Consider the following 18,866-nt stretch of genomic DNA (forward strand, 5'->3'; position numbering starts at 1 on the left):
TACCGCCGGTTAACACTTAGTCCGGCAGTTTGAACGCCATCACATAGTCACCCTGCTTGGTGCCCAGCGAGCCGTGACCGCCAGCCATGACCAGCACGTACTGCTTGCCATCCTTGCCGGTGTAGGTCATCGGTGTGGTTTGCGCGCCTGCTGGCAGGCGGCCTTCCCACAGCTGCTTGCCGTTTTTAACGTCATAGGCACGCAGGTACTGGTCGAGGGTGCCGCTGAGGAAGGACACGCCACCGGCGGTGGTGAATGTCCCGCCCAGGCTAGGCACGCCCATGGTCAGCGGGATTGGAACCGGCGAGCTGTCGCGCACGGTGCCGTTCTTGTGCATCCAGATGGTCTGGTGGTTGGTCAGGTCGACCGCCGCCACATAACCCCACGCCGGAGCCTGGCACGGCAGGCCCAGAGGCGACAGCAGCGCTTCGAGGATCACGCCGTACGGCGCGCCTTTGTTCGGCTGTACGCCTTCGGTTTCGCTGACGCGTGGACCTTGCTTGGCAATGTCGGCAGCCGGGATCAGTTTCGATTTGAACGCCATGTAGCTTGGGTTCACGAAGGCAATCTGGCGAACCGGGTCGACAGAAATGCCACCCCAGTCGAACACGCCGAAGTTACCTGGGTAAACGATCGAGCCTTGCAGCGATGGCGGGGTGAACGGGCCGTCGTAGCGCATGGATTTGAAATCGATCCGGCACAGCATCTGGTCAAACGGTGTCACGCCCCACATGTCGCGTTCTTTCAGCGGCGGCGGCATGAAGTTCAGGTCGGACTTCGGTTGGGTAGGGGAGGTGTGATCACCGGCCACTGCGCCTTGCGGTACAGGGATTTCGTTGATCGGCACCACAGGCTGACCGTTGGTGCGGTCCAGCACGTAGATGCTGCCTTGCTTGGTCGAAGCCATTACCGCTTGCTTGACGCCCTGTGCGGTCTTGATGTCGATCAGGCTAGGCTGGCCGCCCACGTCCATGTCCCACAGGTCGTGGTGAGTGAACTGGAAGGTCCACTTCACGTGGCCGCTGTCGATGTCCAGAGCAGTCAGGCCGGCGCTGTATTTTTCCGAATCTTCGGTACGGTCGCCGCCGTATTGGTCAGGCATCTGGTTGCCCATCGGCAGGTAGAGCATGCCGAGTTTTTCATCGACGCTGAACATGGACCACATGTTCGGCGAGTTGCGGGTGTAGGTCTTGCCCTCGGCCAACGGGGTGGTGTCGTCCGGGTTGCCGCTGTCCCAGTTCCACACCAGCTTGCCGGTGTGCACGTCGAACGCGCGGATCACGCCGCTAGGCTCGTCGGTGGAAACGTTGTCGGTCACGTGACCGCCGATCACGACCAGGTTCTTGGTCACGGCCGGTGGCGAGGTGGAGTAGTAACCGCCTGGGGCGAAGCTGCCGATATTGGCACGCAGGTCGACCTGGCCTTTGTCACCGAAGTCTTCACACATTTTGCCGGTGTCGGCATCCAGGGCGATCAGACGGGTGTCGGCAGTCGGTACGAAAATGCGTTTCGGGCAGACGGCGCTGACCGGAGCAGTGCTGGCACTGCCGGTAGGGCTTTGCTCGGAAGCGTACACGGCGTCATCGTGATACGACACGCCACGGCAGGTCATGTGCGCCCAACCTTTGAAGTTCGCGGCACCTTCGGTGCTGATCTTCGGGTCGAAACGCCAGATTTCCTTGCCGGTGTCCGGGTCCAGGGCAATCACCTGGCTGTGCGGCGTGCACACATAGAGCATGCCGTTGACTTTCAGCGGGGTGTTTTCTGCGGTGGTTTCACCGGGATCGCCCGGGCCAGGGATGTCGCCGGTGCGGAAGGTCCACGCCGGTACCAGCTTGTGGGCGTTTTCCGGGGTGATCTGCGCCAGTGGCGAGTAACGATCACCGAAGGCCGAACGACCGTAGGAGTTCCAGTCGCCATCGGCCTGGGCCGGTGCAGCGCTGGCCATGCCAGGCACGGCGTCGCGGTCGAGCTGACCGGTCTTGACCATTTCACCCGGGTTGGTGAATTGGCTGGCCAGGGCGGCAGCGCCCGCCAGCACCACGGCCACGCTCAGCGCGCCGGTGCCCAGCGGCGCAGGCTGGCCGCGCAGCAACGGACGGCGAAACCACGGCAGCAGCAAGACGATGCCCAAGGCGAACAGCAGGGCCAGGCGCGGCACCAGCTGCCACCAATCCAGGCCGACTTCCCACAGTGCCCACACGGTGCTGGCGAACAGCACCAGTGCGTACAGACCCAGCGCAGCGCGGCGGGTGGCCAGCAGCAAAACGCCGGTGAGGGCGATGCCAATACCGGCCAGCAGGTAGTACAGCGACCCGCCGAGCATGCTCAGCTTGACGCCGCCGGCCAGCAAGGCCAGCCCCATGATCAGCAGCAAGATCCCCAGCAGCCTGGGCAGCAGGCGGCTTGGGCTTGAAGCACCATCAGTGCTCATAGTGTGTTTCTCCGTGACGTTGGAATTATGTAACCCCGTGCTTCACTGTAGATGACGATTCGGCGCGGGCTTGGTTCAGCGTTAATTCGGTTTTTCTGGGGATAAGAGGGTTATCCACAGGCGGGCGATTTATTCCCGTGCGCAGGTCGGTATAAGACAGCGCTGTCTCTGAAGAGGGGTAAGTTCGGCAAGGTGGGATCGACCGCAGGCATGAAACGTTTCAGTTTGTTGCGGCAAGGATAAAGCGCCTTCTCGAATTGAGAAAGACTAAATCGAGAGATGCATCATTTCAGTTCTGGTAACAGTGACAGAACGTCGCTGCAAAAATGGCTGCGCAAACCCAATTCCCAAGTTGGATTGAGAGGGTGGCGTGCTGGTTTGTCGTGGCGAGCGGGCTTGCCCCGCGTTGGGGCGCGAAGCGGCCCTGATCAATGAGAAATGCGGTGTGTCAGGTACAGCTCATTGACTGATTTCAGGGCCGCTTCGCGGCCCAACGCGGAGCAAGCCCGCTCGCCACAGGAAGCACTTTTGCTACAAAAAACGATCCCAAAGGGCGTGTCAGAAAGTGGTACGCACACCAAATTGCACACTGCGCCCCGGCGCCGGTGCGATATCGCGCAGGATCGAGCTGGCATAGCGCACGGTCTGGTTGGTCAGGTTTTCGCCATTGACGAACGCCAGCCACTGACTGGCGCCGACGTTGAAGTGATAACCCGCGCTCGCGCCCAGGGTGGTGTAGCCATCGGTACCGCTCTCGTTACTCGGCACACGCCCCTGGCCTGCCGCATGTTCGACGTCGATCCGCGCCTGCCAGCGGTCCAGTTCCCACAGCAAACCGCTGTTCAAGCGCAGCGGCGCGATACGCGGCAAGGCTTCGCCGGTGTCCAGGTTGGTTGCGCGGGTGTAATCGCCTGACAGCTCCAACGCAAACTTGCCGTAGGCACTTTCGCCGAGTTTCCAGTGATCCTGGGCTTCGAAACCGGCGAAACGTGCACGCACGCCCGAGTACCTGTACTCAGGGATGCCGCCCGCGTCCTCTTCGCCGTCATCGTTCAGCGTGCGTCCGGTGCCCAGCAGCCCGATGTAATTGGAGAAGCGGCTGTAGAACACCCCGAAGCTGCCCTTGTGGGTGCCATTGTCGAAACGCAGCGCCAAGTCGCTGGACACGGCTTTTTCTTTTTTCAGGTTGGCATCGCCCAACTCATAAGTGCCGGTGGCGACGTGGGCACCGTTGGCGTACAGCTCGTAGAAGGTCGGCGCGCGCTCGGTGTAGCCCAGGGTCGCGGCCAGCGACCAGACCGGCGTGAGCCTGTACACGGCGCCGGACGACAGGCTGCCGGCGGTGAAGTCATTGGTTTTATCCGCATTGGCGAAGCGCGCATTGCCCTTGGCGTCCGGGTCGACGCTGGTGTGTTCCAGGCGAGCGCCGAGGCTGAGTTTGAGGCGCTCGGTGGCCTGCATGTCTTCGAGGATAAACAGGGCGCCGGCGTTGGTGTCGGTCTGCGGCACGAAGGCTTCTTCGCCCAGGGCTGAGAATTCGTTACGGGTCACTTGCGCGCCGACCACGCCATCGAAGGGGCCAATTGGCTGATGGCGAGCTTCTACGCGCGCCTCGTAACCCTTGTTTTTGAACACCGTGCCGGTTTCGCCGCCTTCGATTTCGCGGTGTTCGTAGTCGGTGTAGCCCGCGTCGAGTTTCACCGAGGTGAACGGGCCCTGCAGGTTGCGGATTTCGGAGGCGAAGGCGTAGTGATCCTGCTTCATGCGGATGCGCACGTCCTGCTCGGCGGGTGAGCCGTAGTTTGCATCGTAGTTGCTGTAGGACAGGCCGGCGTAGCCGTCGTCCCAGGTGTAGGAACCACCCACCGCGCCACCGTCCTGGCGCCCGTCGCTGTTGCCCAGGCGGCCATTTTTGCCGGGGCCATCTTCGGTGTCCGGGGCGTGGCGGCTGCGCGCAAAACCGGGGATTTTCAGGTCGTTGAATTCCCGCGCGTTCGCGTCCAGGTGCAAGGCGAAGGAGCCGTTGCCGGCCTCCAGTTTGCCGGCGCTGCTGCGGGTGGTGTCGGCGCCGCCGTAGCGCAATTCACCGGCACCATGGATGCCTTCGATGGCTTCGGTGGGGATGCGGTTGTCGAAGGTATTGACCACGCCGCCAATGGCGCTGCCGCCGTACAGCAGGGCGGCCGGGCCGCGCACGATTTCAATGCGCTCGACGTTGACCGGGTCCAGCGGCACGGCGTGGTCGTAGGACAGTGACGAGGCGTCCAGCGCGCCCACGCCGTTGCGCAGGATACGAATGCGGTCGCCATCCTGGCCCCGAATGATCGGCCGGCTGGCACCCGGGCCGAAGTAGGACGAGGACACGCCCGGTTGCTTGTTCAGGGTTTCGCCGAGGCTGCCTTTTTGTTGCAGGGTCAGGTCATCACCTTCCAGCACTGTGGTCGGTGAGGCGAGCTGTTCGCTGCCCAATGGATTGCCGGTGATGACTTGGGGTTGCAGTTCCAGGGCGTGGGCTTTGGAGCAGATCAGCAGAGCGGCGGCAAGTGGGGTCAAGCGCCAGAGAGAAGAGAGGGACATCGAACATTCCTTGGCAAAACGGCACAAAAAAGAGAAGGCTGAAACGGTATCGGGTCAGTTACTTTTGATATTTATCGTTACAATATAACATCTCCCTTTTCGCTGAAAAGGGGAACTTTTCTCCAGGGTCTATATTCAATGCAGTGCTTCCACCTGTACGCCCCGTCGGCTAAGGTGCGCGGCTGTGTTTCCTCTTAGTGCAAAAGGCCCGGCATGACCGCGACAAGCAACGACCCGCTCCACGGTGTGACCCTGCAACACGTCCTCACCACCCTGGTGGAACACTACGAATGGGCAGGCCTGGCCGAACGCATTGATGTGCGCTGCTTCAAGAGCGATCCGAGCATCAAGTCGAGCCTGACGTTCCTGCGCAAAACCCCATGGGCGCGGGAGAAAGTCGAAGGGTTGTACGTGAAGCTGATGCGTACCAAACGCCCACTGGACTGAGCCCATGAAGCGTTTCATCGCGGCTGCGGCACTGGCCGGCTGGGTAGGGTTGGCGATTCAGCAATACCTGATTTTCTATTCGCGCTGGACCGCGGGCGCCAGCCTGCTGGGCGGGTTGATCAACTTTTTCAGTTTCTTCACGGTGCTGACCAACACGTTGGTGGTGGTGGTGCTCAGCTATGCGCTGGTCAGTCGGGATTCAGCCGCCAAGCGGTTTTTTCTGGCGCCCAGGGTCAGTAGCGCGATTGCTGCGAGCATCGTCGTGGTGAGCCTGGCGTACAGCTTGCTGCTGCGGCATTTGTGGAGCCCCACAGGCTTTCAGTTCGTCGCCGATGAATTGCTGCACGACGTCATGCCGGTGCTGTTTGTGATTTATTGGTGGCGGTGTGTGCCCAAGGGCACGTTGCGTTTCAACCACATCGGCGCCTGGGTGATCTACCCGTTGGTGTACTTCGGCTATGTGCTGCTGCGCGGGCATTTGCTCGGGCAGTATCAGTACCCGTTCATTGATGTGGACACGCTCGGTTATCCACAAGTGTTTGTGAATGCCGGGGGGATTCTGGCGGGGTTTATCGGGATTTCATTGGCAGTGGTGGGGCTGGATAAATGCTTAAAGCCGCCGCGAACCTAAGGGTGGGAGCGGGCAAGTCCGCGCCCACCATTTTGACCTCGATTGGCTTACTCTTCTTCGCTGCCGTCTGCACGCCAGTAACCCACAGCCTTGAGAAACGCTTCATTGACCTGATGCGTGTCCAGCAGCACGCGGCGCACTTGGCGCGACAGCTTGGTTTCCGTCGCCACGAAGCTGTACAGCGAGCCGCTCGGCAGCGTCAGTGTGCGAACGGTCTCTAGCAGGTCGTCCTGGCCGCGTATTACCCAGATCACTTGCACATCGGCGGCACTGTTCAGCACTTGCTGTTCTGCGGCATTGGCGATTTCAATCACTGCCAGCACCTTGCGGCCCGCCGGTAATTCTTCCAGGCGCCGGGCGATGGCGGGCAGGGCGGTTTCATCGCCGATCAACAGGTAACTGTCGAACATATCCGGCACGATCATCGAACCGCGTGGCCCACCGATGTACAGGTGCTGGCCGACCTGCACCTGCTCGGCCCAGGTAGAGGCAGGGCCATCGCCGTGCAGCACGAAGTCGATGTCCAGTTCACCGGTGTTCAGGTCGAAACGCCGTGGCGTGTAGTCGCGCATGGCCGGTTGTGGGCCCTCGCCCTTGATGCTGAAGTTCGGGCTTTCCAGCGCGGCCTGTTCGGCGGCGTTCTGCGGGAACAGCAGCTTGATGTGGTCGTCGCTGCCCAGGCTGATAAAACCTGCCAGCTCGGGCCCACCCAGAGTGATGCGGCGCATGCGCGGGGTGATGTCGGTCACGCGCAGCACTTCCAGGCGGCGGCGCTTGATCTCGTGGGTGACGCGGTGGATGGCTTGCGTATTCATTGAGCTTTCCCCTGGACTGGTTGAACGGCCGGGCCGTCGACAATGGCTTGGGCGGTGCTGTTGAGCAGCGCCGCGACACGCGCGATTTCTTCCGGGCTCCAGCGCCCGTGGTGCAGCTGCAAGGCATGGCGCAGGTTGTGCACCGCCTCATGGATTTCGGGCGGGCGATCATGGCCGCGCAGCGAGCGTTTGCTGACGTCGATGCGCATGCGCACGCCTTCCAGGGCAATCGCCTGCTCACTTAAGGAAAGACGACCAGCGTCGGTAATTGTGTAGCGTTTTTTTCCACCTTCGGTATCGCCGGTCACCAATTCGCTTTCTTCAAGAAAGGTCAGGGTCGGGTAGATCACGCCGGGGCTGGGGCTGTAGGCGCCGTCGAACAGGCCTTCGATCTGACGGATAAGGTCGTAGCCGTGGCAGGGCTGTTCGCCGATCAAGGCCAGCAGCAGCAATTTCAGGTCGCCAGGGGCAAACACGCGTGGACCACGACCACCGCGTTCGCGGCCGGGGCGTTTTTCAAAACCGTCACGGCCATCACCGTGGTCGCGTTGGTGGGGATGCTCTCTCATTTTCGCTTTCTCCGCTTTGGTTAAGATACAACGTAAGATATATCTTTGATCGGCGAAAGACTGAGGCGACCAACGGTCGGTGGCCAGCGGTCTGGTCTTTTCAAGACAGCGGCCAGAGGTGTGAATGACAGGTAGAGTTAATGCTCAACTTTTTAAGTGTCGATGTTTATCCACAACATGACTGTTGTGGTACTGTTCTGACGGACTTTTATTCCACAGTTAAGTTGCGAATATAGACGTGTAGTCCTGTTCTTACGGATCAATTAAAAGTTTTGGCAATGTGCCATCTTTTTCCCTCAAAAATTATTAATTAAAGCCACAGGCGTATAAGAAATGGCGGGCATCCTGGTTATTTGAATTGCGTGATCATTACGGTGCTTTTCAAACACTGATAAGCGCGTAATGCCCTTCGCACGTTGTGCCGTGTCTGGTGTTCAACGTTCAGCGATATATCTCAATGCAAATAACAGGTGTCGACTATGTTCAAGAAGTTCGCAATCGCTGCCCCTTTGGCTGCCATGGCGCTGTCCTCCATGGCGTTCGCGGCCGGTGAGGCCAATCACACTGTCAATATCAAGGCGAGCATCCCGACCACCGTGTTCCATGTGCAGCCGCGCGACCCTAACTGGGGCCGTGACGAGGCCATGGCCTATAACCTGGCCAATGGCGAGTTGGCGCCGTTGTCTGCGGTCTACGACATGCGCAACACCAACGGGTCTATTCACGCTTATATCGATGGCGGCCCGGCAGTGCTGTTCAACGGTGATGCCACGCAAAACATTCCACTGACCGCCACCTTGAATGGTGTGGTGCTCAGTGGCACGCCTCAGGAAGTTGTCAACGAAGCTGATGCCACGCCGGGCCTGGGCGCCGTACTGCGTATCGACGCCGCCAAACCTTCGGCGACTCAGCGTGGCAACTACACCAGCGTCATGCCGCTGGTATTTGACGCGGTGCTGCCAGCTCTTTGATGGCAATGAGTGCCCCTTGAGCCTCGTGCTCGTGGGCATCGCGTCAGCAGGCCGGCTGGTTGTTCAGGGGCCGCCGGCCTGATTTTCATTCTTGTCATTTGGCATTCAGAGTATGTGTTCATGTTCCCGATGACTCCCATCGCGGCGGCGCTTGCGCTTTTTTTTTGTGTGGGTGCCCTGGCGGCGCCGAATTCCGGTGTTGAGAACCCTGGCAGTCTGATCGCTCAGGCCCAAGGCCTGCCCACCGGGTTCAGTGATCACTTCTTCGATGTACCGCTGGCCGTGCGGGTCGACCTTGACCAGCAGTTGCTCGGCGAAGCGTTAATCGTGTTGTCCCGGGATGACCGCGTCACCCTGCTCGAATTTACCGACGTGGGCGACAGCAAAGTCCCACTGGCGACCCGCGACACCTGGCAGGCCATCCTTGAAAAAGGTGTGGCGCTGGGCGCATGCAGCCAGGCGTGCCCCGCGCAGATGCTGTCTACCCACTACAGCCTCGAGAGCTCGCAGCTTTCGATCATCACGCAAAACGTCGAACACGCCGACGACGCCCCGCGCTACTACGCGCAGCCGGAAGGCGGCAGCCGTGGCTTGATCGTCAACAATCAACTGAACCTCAATGGCGGCCAGGACGAAGACCTCGGCGGGCGTTACGGCTTGCAGGCGAGCGCCAGCCTGGGCAATTGGAGCCAGGTGTTCAACCTGCAACTGGCTCGCCAGAGTGGCGACGAAGAACACCTGCGCCACGCGATCCACGAGCTGTATACCCAGCGCGAGCTCGAAGGACGTTTTCTGCGCCTGGGCCATTTCACGCCCAATTCCGATGGCCTGACCCGACAGCTGCGCAGTTTTGGCGCCAGCCCCGACACGGCCCTGGGCGTGATGTACGGCAGCTCCGACACGCTGGCGATCAACAACGCCAAGGCCAGCGTCTATCCGATCTACGTCACGGCCAATCGTCAGGCGTCCGTGGAGATCTACCGCAATGGCCTGCTGCTCAACAGCCAGTCAGTGGCGGCCGGCCTGCAGACGCTCGACACCCGCCCACTGCCCGGCGGTATCTATGAGGTGCAAGTGAGGCTGGTGGAAGACGGCGTGACTGTCAGTACTTCCCAGGAACTGGTGTACAAACCGAGCAACTGGCGCAATGCCGACGACCGCTGGCGCTACAACGTGTTTGCCGGCAGGGAAACCAAATTATTCAGCAACTGGGACGACCAGGCCTCCGGCGCCATCACCACCGGCGCCTCCGTCAACTACCTGTTGCACCCTCGGGTGATTCTTGGGTTGTCGGCACGTGAAGTGCGTGAGCAATTGCAATACGGCGGTTCGGTGGACTGGACCGTCGCCAACAACACCAGCGTTTACGCCAACGTGTATGAGACACAGGAACACGGCACCGGGATGGACCTGCAGGCGCTTTACACGCTGGGCACCACCAACCTGGTGTTCAGCCACAACCGCAGCTGGCTCGACACCCGCGACACCTACGACACGCTGCCCGACGGCACGCGGTTGCGGCGCAACACCTTTGTCGGCGAAACGAGCAACACCGCGTTGTCGGTCAACCACCGCGTCGATGCGCTCAACTCCTGGAACGTGCGCCTGTCCCACAGCCAGGGCAATGTCGAAGGCGCCGGCCTGGACCTGGGCTGGAACCGGCGCAGTACCTTGATGGGCAGCGACGCCAACTGGCGCTTCTCGGCGTTCGACCGACCGGGCACCAACGGCACTGACGATCAGCGCAACCGTGGCATCGACGTCACGTTGAGCCTGGCGCTGGGCACCGATGGTCGCCAAGTCTCAGGCAGTGTCGGGTCTCGCACGGCGCGTGATGGCGGCCGTGACAACAATGCCTCGATCACCTTGCGCCAGGACCTCACCGACCACCTGCTGCAAAGCGTCTCGGCCACTGCCATCACCGACACTTATGGCGTTGGCCTGTCGAGCACGGCCAGCTTCAGTACCGACACGGTCAGCGGCGACGGCTTCCTGCAGCGCAGCTCGTTCAACAATAAATTCACCGGCGGCCTGAACCTCAATAGCACGTTCGTGGCCGGCGCCGACAAGGCGCTGCTCACCAGCCAGTACCACGGCACGGGCGCGGGCATGATCATCGATGTCGAGACAGACCTCGACGCCATCACTCTGCGCGCCGATGACGTCAGTGGCGGTGGCGCGGTCTTGCGCCCCGGTCGCAATTTTGTGCCGCTGGCCGCCTACAAAAGCAGCAGCGTCAACTTCGATTTCGACGGCAATCATCCGCCCGCCGCCAACATCCAACCGGCGCGCACTACGTATCACTTGAACAAGGGCGGTGTGGACTACCGCAAGGTCACCGTGCTGAAAACCGTGTCGGTGCTGGGGCGTCTGCTCGATGCCCAGGGTCGGCCGCTCAAGGGGCATCACGTGATCAACCACGCCAGCCGTGGGGTCAGCGAGGTGGACGGATTCTTCTCGATGGAAATGAGCGCCAGCTCGCCCACCCTGCAAGTGCGCTACCAGAACCAGTTGCTCTGCCAGTTCCGCCTCGACCCGGCCAACGCCCCGAACGAAAACGACGTGCTGATGATCGGCGACCTGCGTTGCACCCCCGACACGCTGGCCGATGCCAACTTCAGCGTGGAAACCGCCGGCTGATGGCTGCCCGCACCTTTGAACCGGAGAATGTATGAAGTCAGTCGCTGCAACCAGAAGCGCCTTGGGGCCGTGCCGTGCGCTGGCCCTGATCATGGGTTTGTTCAGCACACCGGCGCAGGCGTTTGTCGAAGAGATCACCGCCGTGTTCCGTCCCGACCCGGGCAACCCGATGGTCAACAAATTCGAAAACACCACGCCGGAAAGCGGGATTTGCCCCGGGCATATTCCCGCGCGATGCAAGGCGATGAATATTTTCACCATTCGCAGGCCCTTCTCGGCGGCGTCAAGCGAGCCCGTGCTGGCTTATGCCGAGCCGCGCAAAGGCGCTTATTTCAAAGTGCCCTCGGCCTGGCGAGACCTTCAGGTCACCCACCAGGCCACCGGTGAAACCGAGACGGTCCAGATGCGTATAGCCGGAGTGGGCGCGCGCTGGGATGTCACCTACCCACCGGGAGTCAGTGGCTGGGCGACGACCAGCATGCCTCAGTGGTCGTACTACTGGCAGCATGCGCCAGCGCCTTGCCAGGGCGTGAATTACCTGGCGGCCTCGCCGTCCTTTGCGTTGTTTTTCTGGATCGTCCCCGAGAATGCCGGTGCCTGCAGTGTGACGGCCGGCACTGACATACCCTGGATGTACTACAGCAATTTTGAATACGCCTACGAACTCAGGACCCCGAACCCGCTCACCATGAGGGCCGGTGATTACGCCGGCAGCCTCACCTACACCTTCGGGCCAGGTGGGGATTTCGACATCGGCGATGTGATGCAAACCAGCGACACCGTCGCCACCTTCAACTTCCAGCTCACCGTGGAGCACGCGCTCAAGGTCGATATCCCGCCCGGTGGCAACCGCGTCGAGCTGATCCCCCAGGGCGGCTGGCAAGCCTGGCTCAACCAGGGGCGGGCACCGGCGCGTTTGTACCGTGACCAGACGTTCCGCATCGCCACCAGTTCGCGTTTCAACATGCAGCTCGAATGCTCGATCGTCATGGGCAACACCTGCGGGCTGCGCAATGCCGAGGGCGATGAAGTGCCGCTGCAGGTCGCGGTGACCTTGCCCAGCGGCCTGGTCGATCAGTACGCACAAACGGTGAACAAACTGGCGCTGCGTCTGGATGGCGTCGGCAGCGAGCTGTTTCAGCCGTTGCATTACATCAATGACCGGCCCGGCACCTTGCACTTCGAGGTGCAGCGAGACGACATGAGCGAAATGCTCAAGCGGCCCGGGAGTACCTATTCGGGCGTGGTGACCGTGGTCTGGGATTCGCAGGTCTAGACGGCCATCCGCATTCCCGGCCCGTGGGTATCGCGCGGGCCGTGTTCAATTATCGAGGCGTAATCAAACATGAAACAGGCAGTGTTATGGATCGGGTTGTTCCTTTGTGCCCTCGGTGCCCAAGCGGCCCCGGCGATCAACGTCGGCGTGGTGTATGACTACCTCGAGCAGGATCGCAGTTCCTATCTCAAGCGCGTGTCCAACACCGGCACGAGCACGGCGTTCATCCGCGTCGACGTGCTGGAGATCGTCTACAACGCCGATGGCACCCATCGCGAGGTGCCGGTTGCATCGCTCACCGACGGCGATGGCAATGCCACCCGACGCGACGGCCTGATGGCGAGCCCGGCGCGGCTGATCGTTCCGGCCAACGGGCGCCAGGGCACGCGCCTGTTGTACATGGGGGCAAGGGACAAGGAGCGTTATTTCCGTGTGCGCTTTATTCCCGTAGTGCCGGAGAAGGACGATAACTTCGCTATCACCGACGAAGAACGGGCCGACTACAAGGACAGCCTCGCGGCCGGAATCAACGTCATGGCGGGTTACGGCACGGTGTTTTTCGTGCGACCCAAAGCCACGCGTTTCGATACGCAGATCAACCAGACAGCCAACCAATACCAGCTGCGTAACAACGGCAACAGCGTGGTGGTGCTGGATGAGTTTCGTGACTGTTCGCTCACCGCAAAAAGCGACTGCCTGCCAACCACCAAGCATCACATCCTGCCGGGGCGCCAGCTGGTGTTCGAGAAAAAAACCGGCCGCACCTACGGCTTTCAGCTGATTGAAGGGCAGAACAAAAAACCGGTCACAGTCAACAGCAACGGGTGATGACGATGGTCAAGCAACTGACAAGGTTGGCGCTGTTTGCAGTGCTGGTATTGGTGGCCGCCCAGGCCTGGGCGATTGAGTCCCGTCACGCGTTCGATGTGTCGGTGACGATACCTGTGCACGATGCCTACGTGCTGCCTTCCGAGCCCGATTGGATGGGGCATGATCAAGTGCTCGCCTGGAACCTGGTGACCGCTGAGCTGAGCCGCCTGCGCAAGAATTTTGATGTTAAAAACCTTACCGGCGCAGTGGCTGCGCGGCTGGGGGCCGAGCCCTATCTGTTCAGCGGTCGCCAGCGGATTGATCTGCAAGTGCTGTTCAACAAGGTGCCGCTGACCCTGGAGAGTACCGAAGTGGTCAACGCCGCCGAGGCGCGCGTGGGGCGGCGCGCGGAGTTGGAAATCGCCGCGATCAAGCCCGTCGACGGGTACGTGGCCGGGGACTACTACGGCACGGTGCAGATCGTGTTCGACTTCCTGGCACCTTGAGCTGAGCGTGCACCGCTCACGGGTGACCGCCGCTTGCCGAGAGACAGGCATTCGCTTGCTGGTTTTATCGAGCCACCGACCCGTTTCAAGCGCTGGGGCGGTGGCGAGAAAAACCTCTTCGCGCCGCCGCCACCTTTCTCATCGGGAACGGTTGCGGCGCCCCGTCGCCTCGTTGAGCGCCCGGCGCGTCAGACGGCGCATCCATTCCTGTTCGTTGTAGCCCAGGTCGTTGAGCAGGCGGTTGTAGTGCGCGTCGTCCAAGGGGTCGTCGGTGAACACCACGCTTTCGGGCACCTGCACCGCCTCGGCCAATTGCTTGAGCGATGCGCGCAGGCGCTCGCGTTCGGGCTCCGGCAACGCCTGGGCATTGGCCCATTGCGCCTGCGCTGTTTGCAGATCATCCAGCGCCAGGAAGCGCTCGCCGTACTCACGCTCGTTGTCACGGTACTGGCTGTCGTAAGTGTCACGCAGGTGCTGTTCCCACCAGGGTTCGAGCAGCATCTGGTTGACCAGTCCGTCGCCTTCATCCAGCGCCAGCACCGCGCTGTAGGCTTGCTCGATCTGGACGGCGCTGACCGCCGCGTTGACCCGGTAAAGCATGTGATCATTCAGCCAGGGCAGGTCAAGACGGCTGGCGAGGGCGGTTTGGTAGGCCAGGTGAATGTCCACCTCATCAACCTCGCCGGGCACCCCGTCGCGCACTTGCGATCTGAACCGCTGCCCAAGCCCGCCCTCGGCCACCGGGCGCAGGCGTCGGGCGATTTCCTGGCCCACGGCCTTCGCCAGTTGTTTGAGGTGGGCGCTGCCTTTGGCCAGCGTGACGAGGCAGCTTTCCAGCTCGGCGGCGGTTGCGGTATCCCGGCGGATCTCGCTGACCATGACCTCGATCCCCATTTCATTGAAAATCTGCGCCCCGGCATCCGGGCACAGGCCGGGAAAACTGGCCATCTTGAACAGGCGCTCACGCAGCTCGGTATCGTCATAGGCCGCCCACAGCAGGCGCCATACCTGCTGGGTCAGCAGTGGGCGGTTGACGGTGTAGCGTTGGCGATCGGCGTCAGTTTCAAAAATGCCCTCGATCTCCAGCGCTTCAATGACTTCAAAAAAGCCCTGGGAACCCTGTTCCTGCTCCACCGCTTGCCACAGGGCTTGAGCGTCCTGAAGGTCGGCGCCTTGCAGGCCCTGCATCCAGAACGCGTTGTGACCAAGCGGCTCATACGTGCGGTTGGGATCAAGGCCTGCGGCCATGCGCAAATCTTCATAGCGCAGGCGTTGCTCGTCCCTCAGGGTGCGCCGATCCAGGCGTGCGCGGGCCACCACTCTGCCCTGCGGGGAACCGGCTGCGACCTCGGGCAGGCGGTTGATCCGGGTGCCGCGCAGGTCGAGTACAAAGGCGTCATTGCGCGGGTGTGCGAACAACCCTTCGGGCCAGGTAGCCAGGTGCGTGCCGCTCAGGTAAAGCAGGCGCAACCCGGGCATATGGCTGATGTCGGGCGCCAGCGTCAATGGGTTGTTGCTCAAGTCGAGGCTCTTCAGGCGCCGCATTTTTTTTAACCGCGCCACGTCGTCCGTCGTCAGTGCAAGTCTATTGCCTGCCAGTTTTAACGCCTTGAGAAAACGCATCTGTTCCAGCGCCTGAGGCACCTGCGTGAGGCGATTGTCAGCCAGGTTGAGGCCACGCAAGGAAGGGAAGTGCTTGAGGAAGTCACTGTGGCGCTCGCCGAAGCCGCACTGGCTGGCGTCCAGAAATGTCACGTGTTCGAAACTGGCGCTCAGCGTGGGGAGCCTGGGCGGCAGGCGCAAGCCCTTGAAGTTGAGTGCGGCGCCTTGCTGGACAGCGCCGCGGCCGTCCGTGTATTCAGCAAACCGGTCACCCCAGCAGCGCATGATCAGGTGGGCCAGGTGCTTTCTGGACACCCGTACTTCGTGATTATCGGCGGCGTCGGTGATGCCGAGGATGACGGAGTTCTGCCAGTTCATCAGGTCCACATGCAGTTGCTGTTTTTCCACCACCAGCGTGTTCAGGGTAGTGCGCAGTTGTGCCTGGGGAATCTCCTGCAGAAATCGGTTCATGCGCGCTTCGCTCAAGCCTGGGAACAACAGTTGCAGGGTTTGCCGGGCGTGCTCGGTGTGGGTTCGCGCGGGTGACGCGGAGCAGCGGCTGGCCGCCGGCCCACCCAGCAGGCGGCTGGTTTCGCGGCCCTGGACCATCGGCACGGGCGGTTGCGCGAGGACTTTGCGGCGCTCGGCCATGGACGCCACGCGCTGTTTGAGCCATTGCTTGAGCGTTTCACCTTCGCCCGTTTGCACACCCAATGCGTCGCGCCGGTCAGCGGGCAGGGCTTGCAGGATCGCCTCGTAAAGGTCGATGAGCGCTGACGGCCGTGAAGTCGTCGGGTCGAGTACCGCATAACCGCGCGCCTTGCGAATCAGCACGCGTGTGGTCTCGGCTGTCGCCGGCCCGGCCTCACACAGCACGCGACCGGTTACCGCCTGTTCGCGGATTTCGATGCGCAACCGAGCAAACGTGTCGCTGTGAACCTTCAAGGTGTTGAGCACCAGTCTCTCGGTCGGGGTCGGCAGCGGCGAAGGCCAGTCAAACCCTTGAAAGGCCAGCACCGATTGGTTGGCAAACCCCAATTCACGCGCCTGGTTATGCAGGCGCAGCGGCAGTTGTCGTTGGGCGAGCGCCTGGCGTTCTTCGCCGGTGGCGCTGCAGAGCAGGGCAATGGCGGCGTTGGAGTCCAGGTACTCGAAGGGCTTGCGCAGGGTTGCAAGGCTCGGCTTGTCGGTGATTTCCCGGGTCTTGTAGACCTTGTCGGCAATCTCGGGGGCGTTGCTGAGCACCCGGTCGGCCAATTGATCGCGCAGGGTGGTGAGCCGAAGGTCCTTGGGGACATCGCCGTTGAGCATGTTGCGTAGCGCGGCGTCGTCGAGAAAAGCCAGCACCTGTTCAGGCAGGGTCCCGGACAGCGTCTGAGACAGGCTCAAGGTCAGCGTCCTGGCCTGGGTCGCGTTAACGTTGCCGAAGGTAAGCGCCGGTCCGGACAGATCATCATTGAGGCACACCTTCAGGGCGTGGTCCTGTGGCCAGCCGGGCAGCTCGGTGATGAGCTGTGGGAACCAATCCGATGAAGGCCCGTTTGGCAGCGGCGCGCCTGCACGAACCTTACGACTGATGGCTTCGGGATAGCGCTGGGCTCCAAGGCGGCCAAGGCTGGCGGCCAACAGCGGCGGCAGCGGCTGGTTGTAGAGGTGCATCGCGCGCAGCACGTCCTCATCGGTGCCGCTGGCGATGCGCAAGTCGGCCAGTTGCTGGTCGCTGAAGTCTTGTACGCGCGGGCCAATTCGGCGCATCAGGGTCTGGCTGTCCCAGCGTTGCGGCTGTTCGCCCTCGTGCAAAAACGCGCCGTCGGCATTGAACCTCACCCAGGGCTGATACGCCTGTTCACGCGTCGGGTGCACCACGCGGTGCTCGTCGGCCCTGGCATCGTGGCGCACGTGATAATGCCGGTCCTCCAGCGGCAACAGGGTTTTGTCCGTGGGCCCCTGGGTGCTGGATTGGGCGTAGGGTGCAAGGTCCGGGTTCCACAGTTTGAGCGTGCCGTCAGCCTGTTGCACCGGGTGCAGGCCTTCGACGAACGCCGACAGTTTGAGGCGCGCGACCTCGCCGATTTTTCCCGCACCGGCAAACAAGGCGAGCTGAATCAGGTTTTCAGCCACTCCCAACACATGCTCGCCAGCCTCCTGTGCATTGCCCTGGGCCCAATCGAGGAGGCCTTCAAACACGTCGTCGCACAGTTGATAGGCGCTGTAGGCCAGCATCAATTGGCCCACCACCGGCACAAAAGGAGTGACCACCAGCAAGGCCGCATTGAGGACGTCCGAGAGTATCTGCTCGAGGTTGTCCCACCAGGCCCAGCGGGCCAGCCGGTCGACGTAGGCAGTGGATACCGCCAGCTCGCGGGCGTCGTTGACGATCTTGTTGAGCTTGACCCGGTGCAGGTAGTTCCACGGGTCGTCTCGCGCCGGGTCGGCGGCGCGGTTGGGGTAATCCCGGTCAATGTCCAGCAGGCGCAATGGCAGGTGTGCACGCGACTGCAACCGCGAGAAAAACACGCCGCGCTCGGCGTGCGCCACAAATTGACTGAAAAACGCCTGATACGCCGGGCCGCTGTGCAATTGACGCGTCAGCTCTTCGACGAAGGCAATCGGCGAAGGGTACTGCTTGAGCGGATGCTCGGGGTCCTGGGGCACCCAGGCAATCAGCCGCCCACGGGCGGAGCCCTGCTCTGCAGGCGTGGCGAACAGCACAATCCCGCTCAGTTGGCAGCCTGCCAGGCTCAGGGTGTGACACTTCAAGGTGTGGCCATCGAGTGACAGGCCGAGCGGCGTGGCGATGAACCTCAGCAACGCGTGATGGGCGTCGTTTGCCAGATGACCGCTGTGCAAGCCCAGATGGGCACTGCTGCGCAAATCCGCCTTGAGCTGGCTGACCACTTCGTCGCGCACGGTGCGGGCCAGCGCCGGCTGATCGAACCCCAGCGCGGCTTGAAGGCGGGCCTGGTAAAGGCCGCCGATGTCCAGGGACCGACACACGGCCTTGAAGCGCTGCGCCGTGAGTAGCGGCCCACCGGGCCGGCCCCGTATCGACAGGCTGTCGCGCTGCCCACGGGCGTCTTCCGGGCCCAGGAAGGCGTGGTCGACGAAGGTGTCGCCGGCGGCGAAGTTATGCAGGGCCATGTCCAGCAACGACAGGGTTTTGCTCTGTACGCCTCGGCTGACGTCAATCACCCACCAGGCATTGGAGCCGTCTACGTACACCCGCAGCCAGGTGTTGCGCACATCGACCTCGCCGTAGTGCGTGAACAGCGCTCGCTTGAGCAGCGGCTCGGCAAAGGCGCGCAAGTCGTTGAGCGGGCCCAGGCGTTTGTCCAGCGGCGCCTGGGCGTGCCAATGGTCAGCCACGGCGCGCTTGAGTGACACGTGCTGCGCCGGCGAGGTATCGGGGTAAGGCGCCGCAGATGGAAGACCCTGGCGTTTGAGCGCGCCAATTCGCGCCGCTGTGGTGCCCTTTACCCAAGCGGGCAATGCGTTCTGGATCAACTCGAAATGACGGCCCTGGAACGGCAGGGCGCAGGAATCGGTAGGCATGGTGTGAACCTGAACAGAGAGTGGAGACTCCCTGAG

Annotated in this window: 12 protein-coding genes; 7 read left to right on the top strand and 5 right to left on the bottom strand. The window is 62.0% G+C overall.

The features are described from left to right. Positions 1-16 precede the first annotated feature (16 nt). Both C4J83_RS05610 and C4J83_RS05615 read right to left on the bottom strand, forming a co-directional pair. Positions 17-2,434: a glucose/quinate/shikimate family membrane-bound PQQ-dependent dehydrogenase gene (locus tag C4J83_RS05610; protein ID WP_106579445.1), complete on the bottom strand. Its 2,418-nt coding sequence runs from the start codon at positions 2,432-2,434 to the stop codon at positions 17-19. Positions 2,435-2,992: 558 nt separating this feature from the next. Continuing rightward, positions 2,993-5,011: a TonB-dependent receptor gene (locus tag C4J83_RS05615; RefSeq protein WP_124416521.1), complete on the bottom strand. Its 2,019-nt coding sequence runs from the start codon at positions 5,009-5,011 to the stop codon at positions 2,993-2,995. Between the two features lie 213 nt (positions 5,012-5,224). On the opposite strand from C4J83_RS05615, the gene C4J83_RS05620 reads away from it, so the two are divergent. Then, a complete protein-coding gene (locus C4J83_RS05620; protein ID WP_048720273.1) occupies positions 5,225-5,458 on the top strand; it encodes a VF530 family protein in 234 nt (77 codons plus the stop codon). Between the two features lie 4 nt (positions 5,459-5,462). After that, complete coding sequence (locus C4J83_RS05625) at positions 5,463-6,089, top strand: Pr6Pr family membrane protein (protein ID WP_124416522.1); 627 nt, start codon at positions 5,463-5,465, stop codon at positions 6,087-6,089. A gap of 47 nt (positions 6,090-6,136) precedes the next feature. Here the strand turns inward: C4J83_RS05625 and C4J83_RS05630 are convergent, their stop codons facing one another. Then, positions 6,137-6,904: a siderophore-interacting protein gene (locus C4J83_RS05630; RefSeq protein WP_124416523.1), complete on the bottom strand. Its 768-nt coding sequence runs from the start codon at positions 6,902-6,904 to the stop codon at positions 6,137-6,139. Continuing rightward, on the bottom strand, positions 6,901-7,473 hold the full coding sequence (locus C4J83_RS05635) for a PadR family transcriptional regulator (protein WP_106579441.1): 573 nt from the start codon (positions 7,471-7,473) through the stop codon (positions 6,901-6,903). Before C4J83_RS05635 ends, C4J83_RS05630 begins: the two co-directional genes overlap by 4 nt. A gap of 479 nt (positions 7,474-7,952) precedes the next feature. Here C4J83_RS05635 and C4J83_RS05640 point away from each other — a divergent pair, with 479 nt between their 5' ends. The 5 genes from C4J83_RS05640 (at position 7,953) to C4J83_RS05660 (ending at position 13,676) form a co-directional block, all read left to right on the top strand. Then, positions 7,953-8,444: a CS1 type fimbrial major subunit gene (locus C4J83_RS05640; RefSeq protein ID WP_119738567.1), complete on the top strand. Its 492-nt coding sequence runs from the start codon at positions 7,953-7,955 to the stop codon at positions 8,442-8,444. Between the two features lie 120 nt (positions 8,445-8,564). Continuing rightward, positions 8,565-11,084 (top strand): TcfC E-set like domain-containing protein, encoded by a 2,520-nt coding sequence (locus tag C4J83_RS05645; RefSeq protein ID WP_124416524.1) that lies wholly within the window; start codon positions 8,565-8,567, stop codon positions 11,082-11,084. 31 nt (positions 11,085-11,115) lie between these two features. Next, on the top strand, positions 11,116-12,360 hold the full coding sequence (locus C4J83_RS05650) for a hypothetical protein (RefSeq protein ID WP_119738572.1): 1,245 nt from the start codon (positions 11,116-11,118) through the stop codon (positions 12,358-12,360). A gap of 69 nt (positions 12,361-12,429) precedes the next feature. Then, positions 12,430-13,188 (top strand): molecular chaperone, encoded by a 759-nt coding sequence (locus C4J83_RS05655; RefSeq protein WP_124416525.1) that lies wholly within the window; start codon positions 12,430-12,432, stop codon positions 13,186-13,188. A gap of 5 nt (positions 13,189-13,193) precedes the next feature. Continuing rightward, positions 13,194-13,676 (top strand): CS1 type fimbrial major subunit, encoded by a 483-nt coding sequence (locus tag C4J83_RS05660; RefSeq protein WP_119740765.1) that lies wholly within the window; start codon positions 13,194-13,196, stop codon positions 13,674-13,676. A gap of 138 nt (positions 13,677-13,814) precedes the next feature. Here C4J83_RS05660 and C4J83_RS05665 read toward each other — a convergent pair whose 3' ends face one another. Further along, the gene (locus tag C4J83_RS05665) at positions 13,815-18,830 is read right to left on the bottom strand and encodes a dermonecrotic toxin domain-containing protein (RefSeq protein ID WP_124416526.1); all 5,016 of its coding nucleotides are present in this window, start codon (positions 18,828-18,830) and stop codon (positions 13,815-13,817) included. Between the last annotated feature and the right edge of the window lie 36 nt (positions 18,831-18,866).

The sequence above is a fragment of the Pseudomonas sp. LBUM920 genome (genome assembly GCF_003852315.1).
Taxonomy (GTDB): Bacteria; Pseudomonadota; Gammaproteobacteria; order Pseudomonadales; family Pseudomonadaceae; genus Aquipseudomonas.